General features: G+C 35.9%; 9 protein-coding genes. 7 read left to right on the forward strand and 2 right to left on the reverse strand.

The annotated features are described in order from the left end of the window. Positions 1-106 precede the first annotated feature (106 nt). On the reverse strand, positions 107-1,189 hold the full coding sequence (locus KO509_RS13730; protein WP_215973820.1) for a purine nucleoside permease: 1,083 nt from the start codon (positions 1,187-1,189) through the stop codon (positions 107-109). Positions 1,190-1,704: 515 nt separating this feature from the next. On the opposite strand from KO509_RS13730, the gene KO509_RS13735 reads away from it, so the two are divergent. From KO509_RS13735 to KO509_RS13750, 4 genes are all read left to right on the forward strand, one after another. Further along, positions 1,705-2,862, forward strand: coding sequence for an efflux RND transporter periplasmic adaptor subunit (locus KO509_RS13735; RefSeq protein ID WP_215973821.1), 1,158 nt, complete (start codon positions 1,705-1,707; stop codon positions 2,860-2,862). Then, a complete protein-coding gene (locus KO509_RS13740) occupies positions 2,862-4,064 on the forward strand; it encodes an FtsX-like permease family protein (protein ID WP_215973822.1) in 1,203 nt (400 codons plus the stop codon). Before KO509_RS13735 ends, KO509_RS13740 begins: the two co-directional genes overlap by 1 nt. Next, positions 4,061-4,744 carry an ABC transporter ATP-binding protein gene (locus KO509_RS13745; protein ID WP_215973823.1) on the forward strand — a complete coding sequence of 228 codons (684 nt, stop codon included), beginning with the start codon at positions 4,061-4,063 and terminating at the stop codon, positions 4,742-4,744. The genes KO509_RS13740 and KO509_RS13745 overlap by 4 nt, the downstream gene beginning before the upstream one ends. A gap of 71 nt (positions 4,745-4,815) precedes the next feature. Beyond that, positions 4,816-5,325, forward strand: coding sequence for a GNAT family N-acetyltransferase (locus KO509_RS13750; RefSeq protein WP_215973824.1), 510 nt, complete (start codon positions 4,816-4,818; stop codon positions 5,323-5,325). Positions 5,326-5,539: 214 nt separating this feature from the next. On the opposite strand, the gene KO509_RS13755 is transcribed toward KO509_RS13750, so the two are convergent. Continuing rightward, positions 5,540-5,905 carry a hypothetical protein gene (locus KO509_RS13755; RefSeq protein ID WP_215973825.1) on the reverse strand — a complete coding sequence of 122 codons (366 nt, stop codon included), beginning with the start codon at positions 5,903-5,905 and terminating at the stop codon, positions 5,540-5,542. A 576-nt stretch (positions 5,906-6,481) separates the two neighbouring features. Here KO509_RS13755 and dptF point away from each other — a divergent pair. From dptF to dptH, 3 genes are read left to right on the forward strand one after another with little or no spacing between them, the layout of a single operon-like run. After that, positions 6,482-8,065 (forward strand): DNA phosphorothioation-dependent restriction protein DptF, encoded by a 1,584-nt coding sequence (gene dptF, locus KO509_RS13760; RefSeq protein ID WP_215973826.1) that lies wholly within the window; start codon positions 6,482-6,484, stop codon positions 8,063-8,065. A gap of 2 nt (positions 8,066-8,067) precedes the next feature. Next, on the forward strand, positions 8,068-9,396 hold the full coding sequence (gene dptG / locus KO509_RS13765) for a DNA phosphorothioation-dependent restriction protein DptG (RefSeq protein WP_215973827.1): 1,329 nt from the start codon (positions 8,068-8,070) through the stop codon (positions 9,394-9,396). Further along, positions 9,377-14,500, forward strand: a complete 5,124-nt coding sequence (gene dptH, locus KO509_RS13770; RefSeq protein ID WP_215973828.1) for a DNA phosphorothioation-dependent restriction protein DptH — start codon at positions 9,377-9,379, stop codon at positions 14,498-14,500. Before dptG ends, dptH begins: the two co-directional genes overlap by 20 nt. Positions 14,501-14,502: the final 2 nt, after the last annotated feature.

Genomic DNA, 14,502 nt, shown 5'->3' on the forward strand with positions numbered 1-14,502 from the left:
ATTTATCCTTTTATCACCATCATTACAGCACAGTGCTAGTTAAATAATAGCCGTTACAATTAACGGCTAAAATGAACAACTAACAATGAAGAATAAAGCTTAACTGCTATTTTGTTTGATAAGGCAGGGCGTTTTCATATTTACCCCAATTTGCCACTATTTCTTGAACAACTTTATTCCCAACTACATACGCTGCATTGAGTGCTGGAAAACCATCATCAGGGTAAGGAGCGGTGATACTCCAGCTTGTTTCTTTATCTGCTGGCGCCATCGTGTAATTACTTACCGTTCTTAGCACCATAACTCGACTAGGATCAACTTTATCAATACGAGCAAGGCGCATTAAAGACGTTAATGTACCTGAATCTTCCATGTTACTAGTCATGAAATTTGCAGACTCACCACCGTAGAGTTTTAACCAATCATTTGCCCATTGATTCAAATGTTTACCATGCCAGTATTTACTCGCACTTAAGGTATCACCCATAGTAACAAACGGAGGTTTTTGTGCATTTGGGTAAGTTTTGTATAATTCTCTAAATTCTTTAATGGCTGCTGAATCATCAATTTTTACATCTTTTGTTTGTGCATAAGCCCAATCAGCTAATTCACTATTTAACGCGAAAGAAACGGTGTCTAAAGACCAGCCTGTTGAGATATCTTCGGGTTTTTCAGCTGGCGCTTTTGCACCAAGTGGGATAATACCATAAGGCCATGACGCTGGTATTTCTCGAGCATCGACTTGATAAATAAGATCACCATCAACAATATGTTTAGCCCAAGCCGCACTCGCTAAAGATATATCTTGCGGATCGCCACCAGCGATACCCGTAATTAACCAATACGATTTACTAAGATCAAAGCGAGTATCAAGACCAAGCGCCATAATTGAAGCTGTTGCATTAGGAATACCACCACCAACACAAATAACTAATACGCCGTCTTTATTAAGGTATAAATCATACATACCTAAAGGAAAATCTAATTTAGTAGAGAAATTTCCTCGCTCTAACCATAGTTGTAATTCACCAGGATCATCGCCCATTGCTTCACCATCTTCAAACATGGTGACAACCACTGTTTTAATAGGAATAATCTCCGTAGAAGCAGCATTAGCAATTTGATTACCAAAGACACTTAGAGACAACAACACCAACAATGCCTTTTTGGCATATTTTAAACACGACATACGTAACTTACCCACCTAATCATTAAAAAGTTGAACATAGTGTCAGCAAATATCATGCCTACCAATTTATGGTAATACTGATTGCAAAATTTGTAGCTAATAACTCCTTGCAAGTCTATGTAATATGGCATTTGCGTTTCAATAGTAAAGATTTAAGTAACTTGCCCTTATTTTTATTTTGTACCAATAAGTAGCAAATGTTAGCACTAGTTTAGGGCGATTCTACTTTTTAGCCCAAGTAATAAGAGGTAATAACCAATAATTATAGGTTTGAATAGAGTTGTAAAATTATTAACTAGGCTTTATGTAAGACGAGCTGTTTTTATTGATTTTTAATTAAAAAAGCTGTGACAGAGTGAGTTAAACCGGGTGTTGATAGCGAACTTAATTTGTTGGTTATCTTATTTAGTCGTATTTCAACTTAGACATTTACTATTTAGATAGTAAGTTTGAGAATATTGCTTTAACTTATTATAATTATAATCAATTCAAATAAGTGGAAGTTGCTTTTAGCTATGAGTAAATATCAAAAACCATTTTTGATCATGTGTTTTTTACTCGTTATCGTGTTTATTGCTAACTATGTATATAAACAAAGTAGCGCGCCATTAAATGTTGACGTTTTACAGGTGAATGCTGGTAAAGCAGAATTAGTATTAGCCGTAGTGGGACGTGTTCGTACTAAAGATGTGGTGAATGTTAGAGTTGAATTTCCTGGTAAAATTATCCGCTTGTTAGCTGATGAAGGCGATAAAGTAAAAAATGGAGAAATCATTGCGGAATTACGCTCTGCCTCTCAACAAGCGGTACTTGCCGAAGCAGAAGCTAACTTGCACATGCTTGAAGCGCAATTGGAATTTGCCCAACAAGACTTTGACCGTATTACTGAATTATCAAAAAAAGGCTTAGTTGCTAATTTATTACTTGATCAATCTCGCACTAACCTAGCCACCGCTAAATCAAAATTAATTGGCGCAAAAGAAGCGCGTAATCAAGCCTTTATTCGTGTTAATGATTACCTGATAAAAAGTCCGCTTGACGGTATTGTGTTGTCTCGCTCAATAGATCAAGGACAAGTGGTTAGCCTCAGTGATACGCTTTTTCAAATAGGGTCGCTTGGTCCTGTTGAAATTGAAGCTGAAATTGATGAAGTTTATGCTTCAGAGCTCTCATTACAAATGAAAGCATTACTTGCCCCTACAGGTAAACAACACATTGAGCATGGTTTTATTTCTGAAATATCACCAAGGGTAAATTCGTTAAATGGCTCAAGACTTACCCGCATAATGTTAGACAAAGCGAATGCTGACTTTGTACCTGGGCGTTCAATTGATGTAAATATTTTAGTAAAATCTTTTGATAAAGCGTTAAGTGTGCCAAGAAGTGCACTGAAAAAAGAGGGAGAAACTTGGCTTGTTTACACTGTTGTTGAGCAGAAGATAAAACCTACAGTTGTCACTTTTATTGACTGGCCAGGAAGCTCAGTGGTATTAAAAACAGGGCTGAATTCTAAAGCGCTCGTTGTGCTTGATGCCACTATTGCCGCTCAAGCGTTAGCTGAAAATAAGCGTGTTAATCCTCGTAAAACTAATCTTCCTGATGCTCATGCGTCTAATACTGCTACACCCGATATTAATACCGCTGAAATGAACCCTAGCAAAGATAATCACTAATGCCATTTTCACTGATAGTCGCGTGGCGTTATATCACAGCCAACAGCCTACAAACACTGTTATTAGTGCTTGGTGTATCGCTTAGCGTTGTGGTGTTTGTATTTATCACCGCGTTAATTAACGGCCTAAGTATCTTTTTAACACAAGAAACTACCAGTAAAATTGCCCACATAGAACTAGAGCCAGCAAATAAAATAGCAAGTGTATTAACCAACGACAACCGCTTTGTAGCGCAACCAGTCTCTACTTTACAACGAAAACAAATACGAAATTGGCAGCAAGTTATCGATATTGCACAATCAACGCCGGGCGTGAGTGTCATCAGCCCAATTGTTGATGGCAATGCGTTCTTAGTTCGCGGTGAAGCAACTCAACCAATCGCTATTCAAGGCGTTGAGCCGAGCAAGGTTGATGCTATTACTAACATTAGCCGTTACATCATAAAAGGGACTGCTGAGTTAACTACGGGCGGTTTAATTATTGGTGCTGATTTAGCTGATGAATTAGGGCTACTTGTTGGTACACCGGTATTGTTGAAGTCGGAACGTGGTCCAGAACGTTTGTTGCCTATTACGGGAATTTTTAGAGTGAATTTAGCCAGTTTAGACAAACGAGTTGGTTTCTTATCAATTAATGTCGCAAGGCCATTATTCGAGTTGCCAGATGGCATCACGTCATTAGGACTAAAAGTGGATAATCCCGCTGACGCACCAGCGATTGCCATGGTATTACAAAATTCGACTCAGTTAAAATCGACCCCTTGGCAAGAAAAAAACAAAAGCTTGCAAGACGCTACCGATGCACAAGGGCGCACAGGTAATTTTATACAAGGCTTTGCACTGTTAGCCATTGTTATTTCTATTGCTAGCGCGCTTTTATTATCGACTTATCGCCGCCGTGCTGAAATAGGCATTATGCGAGCAACAGGAATATCTCGACAATTTGTTGCTACTGTCTTTATTTTACAAGGTGTTTTTATTGGCGCGTTAGGTGCTTTTTTAGGCGCAGCGGCAGGTTATCAATTATGCGTTCAATTAGCCTCTATTACCAAGGCTGATGGCAGTGCAATGTTACCAATAGCGCCAAGTGAGGGCAGTTATATGTTAGTTATAATATTGACCATTGTTGGCTCTGCTTTGGCGGCTGTATTACCTGCAAGATCGGCGTCTTCGGTAGATCCTGTTGAGGCTATTCAACAATGACAAACACACTGCTGTTCGCAAACAATATTATAAAAACTTTCCGTAATGGTGAGCACGAAACTTGTGTGCTTAAGGGCATTAATTTATCTATCCCGCACGGAAAAATGATGGCATTGCAGGGTGCTTCAGGCTCAGGTAAGTCAACATTACTTAATATTCTTGGTTTGTTAATGCGGCCAACATCAGGCGAGCTAAGGCTGTTAGATCATTCATTAATCAATTTATCTGATGCGCAGTTGTCTACTTATCGTAATCAACATCTTGGCTTTGTTTTCCAATATCACAACTTATTACCTGATTTTACCGCGTTAGAAAATGTCGCTTTTCCTGCAGCAGCGCCAACAGGGCGGTTAACCAGTGAGATTAAAAAACGTGCTTTATTATTACTTGATAAAGTTGGCCTAAGCCACCGTAGTCATTTTTTGGCAAGTCAATTATCGGGAGGACAAAAACAACGTGTTGCTATTGCCCGATCGCTGATAAATAACCCCAAACTTGTTTTTGCCGATGAACCCACGGGCAATTTAGATCAAGACTCAGCAAAGCAAGTAATGAATTTACTTCGTGATATAAACCAAACAGATAACACCACGTTTTTAATTTCTACTCATGACAACAGCGTTGCCGCAAACTGTGATGACATTGTACGAATAGTAGATGGAAAAATAGCAGGCGTGTAATTGACGGGTTGTTTTTATAACTGCGTTATAGATTAGCGTTAGGTAAAAAATAGTTGATGGAGACATAGTAAGTGTTTATTCGAAAATTTGAACAAAGCGATTACCCTTTTGTAAAAGACATATATCAGCAAGGTATTGATACTGGCAATGCAACATTTCAGCTGAAAGCGAAAACGTGGGACGAATGGAATAACTCCATGCACAGTCACTCGCGTATTGTTGCAGTAGAAAATAATACAATTCTAGGGTGGGCTGCGCTTTCACCCATATCAAATCGAGAAGTTTATGCCGGTGTGGCTGAAGTTAGTGTTTATGTTGCCATGAACGCCCAAGGTAAAGGTGTTGGCCAGAAGCTACTGTCTGCATTAATTGTAGCGTCAGAAGCCAATAATATTTGGATGTTGCAATCGGCTATTTTTCCAGAAAATAAAGGGAGTATTAAGCTGCATAAAAATACTGGTTTTCGTCAAGTAGGACTGCGTGAAAAACTTGGTAAAATGCATGGTGTTTGGCGCGATGTGGTTTTAATGGAAAGACGAAGTAAAACGGTGGGCACCTCTGATACTCCTGAACTAAACTAATAAAGCATTTGAAAGAGGCATTGATACATGAAAATAGCGAATATTTCAAAATGCTTCAGGTCGTATTACGTATTTAATTTGAAGTATGGTTTAACGCATAGACTGTTGTAAAGTAACGAAAGACTAACAAATACTACGATATTTAAGCCGTTTAATAGCTTGTAACGAATAATTATTAGCCTGCCTAGTTACAATCATGATTTGTGTTTTATGCTCAATTAAATAATTGATTTTTACGAGCATAAAACCACGTTAATATAAATAATAACAAGGTAGTAATAACGGCTACTGGTTCGAATGCACTACCTAATATTTCTCGGTATTTTTTTGCCCAAAACAAAGCGAAAAAACAATGGCTAGTTAAAATAAATCCACACCAAAAAGTGATATATTGCGCCCATTTAACCTGCTTAAAACCATACCAAGCCAAGTTGCCAATAAATATAGTGATAACCAATAATATAGTAGGAATAATAAAGTGTCGTCCAATAATAAAGGTTTGTAATACGGCAACAGATGCTAATAGTGTAAAAATGGCCATTAACCAATTAAGACCATGAGTAAGATTGAAGTTTTTCATTGTTTATCCACTTGTTTAAATTTAATTGTTTTGTAAATGAAATACGCTGAAAAATATATTACATGTATTTTGTTAGTAAATCCGTAAGAAAAAATTAATAGTTAAGTTCGATGTACTCTCAATATTCTTATTTATTCTGTTCTTACTTTTAGAACATTTGTACACCTATAAAATTTGATTAAATCACAGCTCCTTATTAGGGTTGAATAATAATCAGTAAAGAGGTGCTCAACATGGCTTAAAACACACCGTAAACAAGTTTCTTCCTTCAATATAACAGTTATTATCATTTGATTACTTGTTGTATTCGCCGCGACTATCTTTACCGCAATGATACCAACATCAAACAAAGGTATGAATACCGCAGACAATGGGGGGGACCGTATTCGCTTTTACTATTTTTTTCTTATTTTTTTAGCTGTTATTTGTTGTGAGTTATTTGATGAGATAAAGATTAAACCGCCTTACTAAATATTTAATTTATTTATATTTTTTAAATTTGAAGTTCCCAATTAAATAAAATTGAAATATGATAGTTATTTAATGTGCCACAAAAATATAACTCAGGATGAGAAAGTGATACTTAAAGAAGTCTTAAGCGTTTTATCAAAATCATCGCCATATGCAGTGTCTACTGAGCGTAATGACTCAATTTCAGTGCATTTGGATGAAGTCAAAGACTATCTATATATTACAACTGATATAGAGAGTGATTTCAAACAAGCACTTACATCATTATCCCAAACAGATAAAAAAATAATATTTTTATGTGGTAGTAGTGGTGATGGAAAATCTGAAATCTTAACTAAATATTGTAATAAGTTTAGTACCAGAGCCAATTTTCATCTCGATGCAACTCACAGTTTTAAGCCTAATGACTCCGCAATAGAGACGCTTGATAAACTATTTCAAGACTTTACTGAAGGCAGCAAGCCACTTGTTGTTGGTATTAATATAGGTATGTTAGGTAACTATGTTGAAGAAGGGAAGCATGAGCAAGTTAAGCAATCGATCAAGTATTTCTTAAATGACGATATGATGGAAGATGAGCATATTTTCCTCAACTTTGAAAAATATCCTAAATTTGAGCTTCAGCAAAGTGGTCATTCATCTAAGTTTGCTAAACAGTTATTACAACGAATCTGCGCAGTTGATAATAATATAATTCGCCAGTATTACGATAAAGAACTTATTTCTCCAAATAAGGATAAAAAGCTTTGTGCAAATTACGAATTACTTAGTATAGATGAAGTACAAGATGTCATTGTTGATTTATTATTTAAAGCAAGACTTATAAAAGATCAGTTTTTAACGACAAGAGCATTACTTGACTTTATTTTTCATCTGTTAGCAGGGCCTGGTTATTTACAAGATAATTTGTTTATTGATTGTGACAATGAACTGGTAAGTAAAATTGCAGAATTTGACCCTGCTAATACGCGCTCTAAAGCTATAGATAAGTTTATCCTTTCATACAGCTTAAAATTATCTGATCCAAACTTCGAACAGTACCTTACAGATTTAACGGCAAAAGGAATACGTAAGGGCCAAAAGCCTGAAACCTATTTACGCTTATTTTATATTTTACGTAACGCCGACTTCTCGAACAATTATCATCTTGACTTTAAAGCTGACTTTCACGAGCAGCTTATTGATAAATATTCAACTGTGTGGCATTTACATACTGCTTATGAAGGTTTACCTGAGCAACGCGCTGCGATAAAAACTTTTTATAAAGAAACCGTTATTGCAGCGATTCATAAATACAACAATCGAAATGCGCCGCAGTTAAATAAAGGCGAGTTTTTCATTTGTGAACGAAATGGTTACCAATTGGCAGCACATATCGAACTGAAAGCTGATATTAAAAGTATTGCTGGTTTTATGGAAGATCATGTTTCTCAATTTCATATGTTCTTTAAAATTGGAGAGGAAACGTTAAAAATGCCAGCCAATATTAATTTATTAAACTTAATGCAACGGATAGTGGATGGTTACCGACCAAACAAACACGACAAAAATACAGTTGTTATACTTGATGAAATTGTTGATAAAATTGCAGATGTAGCTAATAGCTCTAATACCCTATATATCTTGAAAAAAGATCAGCGGATTAAAATTACCAGTGATGGTGAAGATTTTGAAGTAAGTGGATTATAATTATGACGCTTTTAAGACCAGATTTACCTAAAATTTCTGATGAAGTTAACAGTAAAAATACATTGAATAGCTTCTTTCCTATCCGTACAAAAGATAGGCCTGGTGTATTTGATTGGGATAGTGTTTTAGGGCATGTAGTTAAAACATCTTATCGTAAAGACCTTGGAAAAGGAGGCATCGATGAATTCAAACAACGTTGTCAAAATACTTTCGTAGCAAAGCTTGATGAAGATGACTTTTGGCCGATTGTCGAGAAAATGTATTTTGAAGGCGAAGACTTATTCAAAATTGCACCCGAGCTTTTATTGTTTAAAGCACAAAAAACTACGGGTAGTACTCCAAATGCAAGACTTGGAAGTATGTTTTCAAGTCTACTTCAAAATTTTTTCTTTACTGATAAACCTGAGATAAAGCTAAATTTCATTGAAAACGAAATATATCAAGAGTTTGATAAGTACTTAATATCAGCCAAAAATAAAAATACTATTGTTAAAACGGCTAATGAATCACCTTATTTACCTTTTATGGCTGAACATTTTCAACAAGACTTATCTTTCTTAGGTAAGCGCCCTAAATACCTTCTAAGTGTATTTAAAGACTTTCTTCGGTTATATGGCTTTCTTTTTACCTCACAACTTGCCATTAATATTAAAGATTGGCGATCTGGTGAGCCCAAAGCTAAGCCTATGTACTTCATTTTAGATAATGAAAAAGCAAGTGACGAAAGAGCTATGGTGCATGAGTTTGGCTACAAGCCAATGAAAAATGCACTGTGGAATATATTTCCTTACCTTTCAATGAATGAAGGGTTACAAGATCCCAAAGCCATTACTCAACCGATTTGGGCTGTTGCTCAATCGGTACTTAATTATCCTGAAACTAGTGAATGGCTTAATACTTATGCCCAAGCATTTAAAGATCAACGCGAGCTTAAGCTTGAAATACCAGAATCTAGTGACCCTTTATCTGGGTTAGGCGCTTTACTAACATTATCAAAAAAACAATTCTCGCGAGGTGAATCACGACATGAAATTAATGGTCACTATGTTCGTACCATTGAAGCTGAACTCTGTGAGCATTTTATTCAAAGCCGAGGCAGGTCCGGACGTGTACTTGTTTTTAATCAAGATTATTTGGTGTTGTTAACAAACTTGGCTATAGGGGAATTGGATCGCTTGAGATTTAATGAATTAATAAAAGCATTTGAATCTAGGGGGGTATTTTTTGATAAACAGAGTCAACAAGTGTTAATTGAATTTTACGAACGTATCGGAAATGTTGAACGTATGAGTGATAGTGGAGATGCAGTTTATGTTAACAAAACCATTTGAGACATTTTTAACTGAGCATTTCCTTAAAGAAAGTGCTGACACTATCAAAGCAGGTTATAGATACCAATTTCAGTCACCAGATAATGAAAATAGTAAAAAGCTCTATGATGCATTTATCAAACTATCTCAATCTAGCGTAAGTGTTAAAGATATAGAACTACGAGTATTAACCTGTGGTGACGTAATATTACTTCCCGTTTTACACAATGAAAATGGTGAAGGTTTTTCAGAAAACTTTATTTCTCATTTGCGTGACGAGGTAGCGGGGCAACAGGGTAGCTTAAAGGGTTCCGCTTTACTTGTCATACATAATAGTATGTTAGACACTCTTATTAATTCTGCAGAAGATGTAGCACAGCCTGGTTGTGTTTGGCATGCTGAAGTTATAAAAGAGTCAATGAAGTCATTAATTAATTATCACGATGATTCACACCAAGTGTCTGAATGTTTACTTGAGCACCGCTTTAAACAAATTCAAGAAGATGGCGCAACCATGTTCGGTTTTGTTGAATTATATAAAGCATTACTTGATGGTGACTTGCAGTTTGGTGAATTAGGTTTACTTGAAGATAAAGCGATCCTTAATTGGAGCGGCAAACAAGAACAAATAAATGAACGACTAGATAAGAACAAAAAGCTTTATGAAAAATTAGACTTCATTACCCATCATTTCCCTAATGAGCTTGATGAAAAGCTAGCTGAAATCAACTTCAGTGAAAAGTTCATTAATAAAAACTTCGGCGGAGAACATCCTGACAGCTGGAGAACAGAGTTAGAATTGAGTGAGTGTTTTCAAGAGCAAGCTAAAAACCTTAATAACTCCCTTGAACTTGAAACCGAAACTCTGGCCCAAGGTGAGTTAATTACTCGCAATAAATCTGACTCTAAAACAGGTATGCGCGATAGACAGCTGATTTTAGTATTAGAGCCTGAGCAAACATCTTTCACCCTGGAGTTCAGTTTTTTAGGCGGAAAAATAGAGAAGAAAGAATGTGCAATTCAACATAATAATGTTGATGAGATTAACATTGCTAACCCAGATAATACTGGTGGTAAAAGAAGTCGAGTTAAAGTTTCTGGCAGTTTTTCACAACAACCAATTTATTTTACTTTGTCGCTAAAGCGTGAAAAAACCGCAGAGCGTTATAAATTTAGAGTGTTAGTACTACCTGCCAATGAATATTATCTTGACGCATTTAGGCATAGCTTCTTAATTGAACCTAATAAAAATCGCATTACACTTCAAACCGAAGATAATAATTTTATTATTGCCGAGCAAGGCAGTAAAGCAACACTTGAAGAAGTAGGGCAGGTATTTGACGCTACAGAAATTAGTGAAATAGATTTTGAACAAGTAGCTAATGAGTCTGACCGATTACATTTTATTGTAAAAGGTAGTAACTCAAGTTTAATGTTTAATGTTGAAGGAGCTATTGCAACTGACTCATTAACCTTGCCATTGATGTTAGACCAAGATCGCTTTGTACGTTTATATCAAAATGATTATTTCGGCACTTTTAAACGCTCAGAAAATAAGCTATCTAAAATAGTATTAGATAATAAAGAAGTGGCACCCAAAGGTCGAAGACTAACCTTGTTACAATGGGAAGTTGAATTAATAGATAACCAATTACTGACAAGAAAGACAGAAGAAGATGCTTGCGTTTACCTAGATGATATTAAAGATGAATACACAGAGTTGTACTCAGCGTATCGTGAGTTTTTTGATTATTGTGTGGAAAACAAAACACTACCAAGTATTTCAGGTTGGGGAAGTGACTTCAGATCTTTAGTTGGTAATGTTGTAAATGCATATCTACAAGCCATTGAATCCATAGGTATAGATATTATGTTAAGTAAATCGCAAAAGCGTTTAGTTAACATTGGCTTTGCAACTTTCGAAGACGAAGAGCTCTTAACACCATTTCATCCTTTAAACTTAGCGTATTTCCTCAATTTAGCTAACAAAGTTGTTGATGATGAAGAGGGAAGCTTTAAAGGTTTACCCAAAGTCACAATTAACCGATTAAATGCGCAAGGTTTACTGCCGTTTGTTTATCATCCGGTTCATGGCTTTTCATATAACCAGTTAGAAAAAGATAATTGCTTCTGGTTGAAACTGGTACCACAGCAAGAAACAAGTTACACCTATGTTCGTAAACTTGTTAAAGAAAAAGTAGGCGAGTTTAAAGATGCTTTCTCTGCTTTATTTAATGCAGGTTCACGTTCAACTCTGATTATTAATTCTGTGAATAATCAGCAGAATCATGAAGTATTCTTAGGTTTAATTGATTACGTTAAAGTGCAAAAAGATAAAGTTTGTCAAATACACGTAAATTTATACGATGATCAATTAACATTTACCGAATTTGATAAATTCGCTGAAACCGCCAGTTATGATGAAATTAAATCTTTATATAACTTAGACAAAGGCGCTATTCGTGAACAAGCAGACGCAATAATTGATTTACTAAGAACACGACTAACTTATAGCAAGTTTGAAAACCGAAAAACGACTGAACAAGCTTATGCTCATTTAAGCTTTTTTAGAAACAATAACAAAGTAGAGCCTACAGATGTCAACGTTGCTGAGGAATTAAGCGGTGTGGTTTGTCATGGCTTATTAGCTGGTGAAGCTGCAGCAAATAAAGAAGACAGTTACTTTACTGGCTTTGGTCTTAAAGATGTTGATATAACAGAATTACCGCATTTACGTGTTGCTAAAAGCTTAGCAAGTTTAATTAAGCCTTCTAGAAAAACCAACGAACAGCACAGTTTGTCTAAATCAATGGCATTGGCGGTTAGCGATAGCTTTAAAACATTATTAGATCGCTCGTACCAAAGTTCCATTTGGACAACCATCATTGACCCCAAAGTAACCTTAGACTTTTTTGATAATGCGAAAGATTTAGTGCTTATTCATTATTCAGATAATTACACCAACTCTGTTAATTACGACGCAATTACCGTAAGTAAACAAACAGATCTATACAAAAAAGTTTTAGAGCAAGATGAAGGTGGAATTACCGAAGAATTTAATGCGTTTAATGGTGAATGGTTATTAAAAATGATCAAAGCTGACGGCGATGCGCGTAAAAATGCAAACGACCGTAAAGAGAAAAAAGGCATTATAGGTGCGTATAAGTTTGTAAGCTGTTTACTCGCTAAATCAGATATTACTTGGGTGCCTTTATCGGTAGCTGAAATGATAAGAGTCGCGGGTAATATCGGCTTAAAAATGAGTGACAGCGATTTCTCTAGGCATGTACAAGGCTATAAGTCAGGTTTGATTTCTGACGATGTATTGTTTGTAGGTTTTAAAAATCAACAAATGTATTTATTACCGCTAGAAGTAAAAACAGGTGTTAAACAAACTCACAATAAAGGCGTACAGCAAGCTAAAGAGCTTAAACGTTACCTAACTGAAGATATACTGGGCAGACAAGATTTTGCAGGTGGATTATATAGAGGTTTATTTATTCGCCAAGTACTTATGCAAGTTGATAAATATAAACTTTATAATTTATACCATGACGATTATTTTACCGACTTTATTAATCAACGTGAGTGGTGGCTACAAGGTGATTACAGCATAGCTGAAATTAATAACTACCCTGAAGGGTTTCTAGTATCACATGTAGAAAACGATACCTTCTTTGAAGCTGATTTTTTAGAAGTAGAAAACATCTTAAAAATTCAATTACCGATTAGTTATTTAAAAGGATTTGTAAGTACGCCACTACAAACATTAATGACCGAAGTTTGCCCTGAAAAGCTGTGTTATATCCCTGAAAAGTATCTGTTAAGTGAAACTACAAATAAAATTAAGTTAGTTGATACCAGTGAACAATCAACATCAAGCACTCTTAGTGAAAAATTGGTTGATAAGGACACTGAGTACAGCATAGAAAAGCCTAAACATGTAGAAGTAGCTGATGGTAATTTAGGCTCAACTTCAACTCTTGAGGGGCAAGCGGCCACTGATACGTTAAAAGTATTAATTGGTCATAACGTACAAAATGAACAGCCCATTTTATGGGAGCCAACCAATACCGCTAAGTTCATGAATACCAACTCAGGTATTATTGGCACTATGGGTACAGGTAAAACCCAATGTACTAAATCTGTAGTTACTCAGTTATATCGTAATCAACATAATAATGTTGATGGAAAACCCATCGGTATTTTAATTTTCGATTACAAGTCAGACTATGTTGACGATAAGTTTATTGATGCAACACAAGGTAAAAAGTTTAACTTACATAAGTTACCATACAACCCATTAAGTCTGTTTGGTGACACACCTATGTTACCAGTACACACAGCACGTGGTTTTTCTGAAACCATGGGTAAAGCTTTTGGCTTAGGACAAAAACAAACACTGAAATTACGAAAGCTAATTGGCGAAGCTTACGACCTAGCGGGTATTAAAAAAGCCGATCCAAGCACTTGGCATAAACCAGCACCAACTATTGCCGATGTTTGGGCATTGTTTGAAGAAAGCGAACCTACTGAAGACTCGCTATACGCAGCATTAGAAAGCTTGCATGAGCTTGAAATCTTTGAAACTGATATAACCAAGTGCACATCACTTTACGAGCTTGTTGACGGTATTACCGTGATAGAGCTAGCGGGTTACCCAAGCGAAATACAAAACCTAGTAGTCGCACTTACCCTTGATTTGTTTTACTCGCAAATGCAAAAACAAGGTAAGCCAGAAGTACAAGGTGATTTCAGACAGGTTACTAAATTACTATTAGTTGATGAAGCCGATAACTTCATGTCACAAAACTTCCCAAGCCTTCGTAAAGTCCTAAAAGAAGGCCGAGAATATGGCGTTGGCGTTATTCTTTCTACACAAGATATTACCCATTTCAAAACCAACGAGAATGACTATTCAGCCTATATTTTAAGCTGGATCGTTCATCGCGTAGGCCAGATAAAAAATCAAGATATTAAATCTATTTTCAATAAAGATGATAAAACAGATCAAGAGCAGTTAATGAAAACAATACGTGAGCTTGATAAGCATTTCAGTCTTTATGTGGATGGCGATAAAAAAGTACAAAAAATTAAAGATAAAGCGTTTTGGGAACTTACCTGAAT

It is taken from the genome of Colwellia sp. C2M11 (assembly GCF_018860915.1).
In the GTDB taxonomy this organism is placed as follows: domain Bacteria; phylum Pseudomonadota; class Gammaproteobacteria; order Enterobacterales; family Alteromonadaceae; genus Colwellia.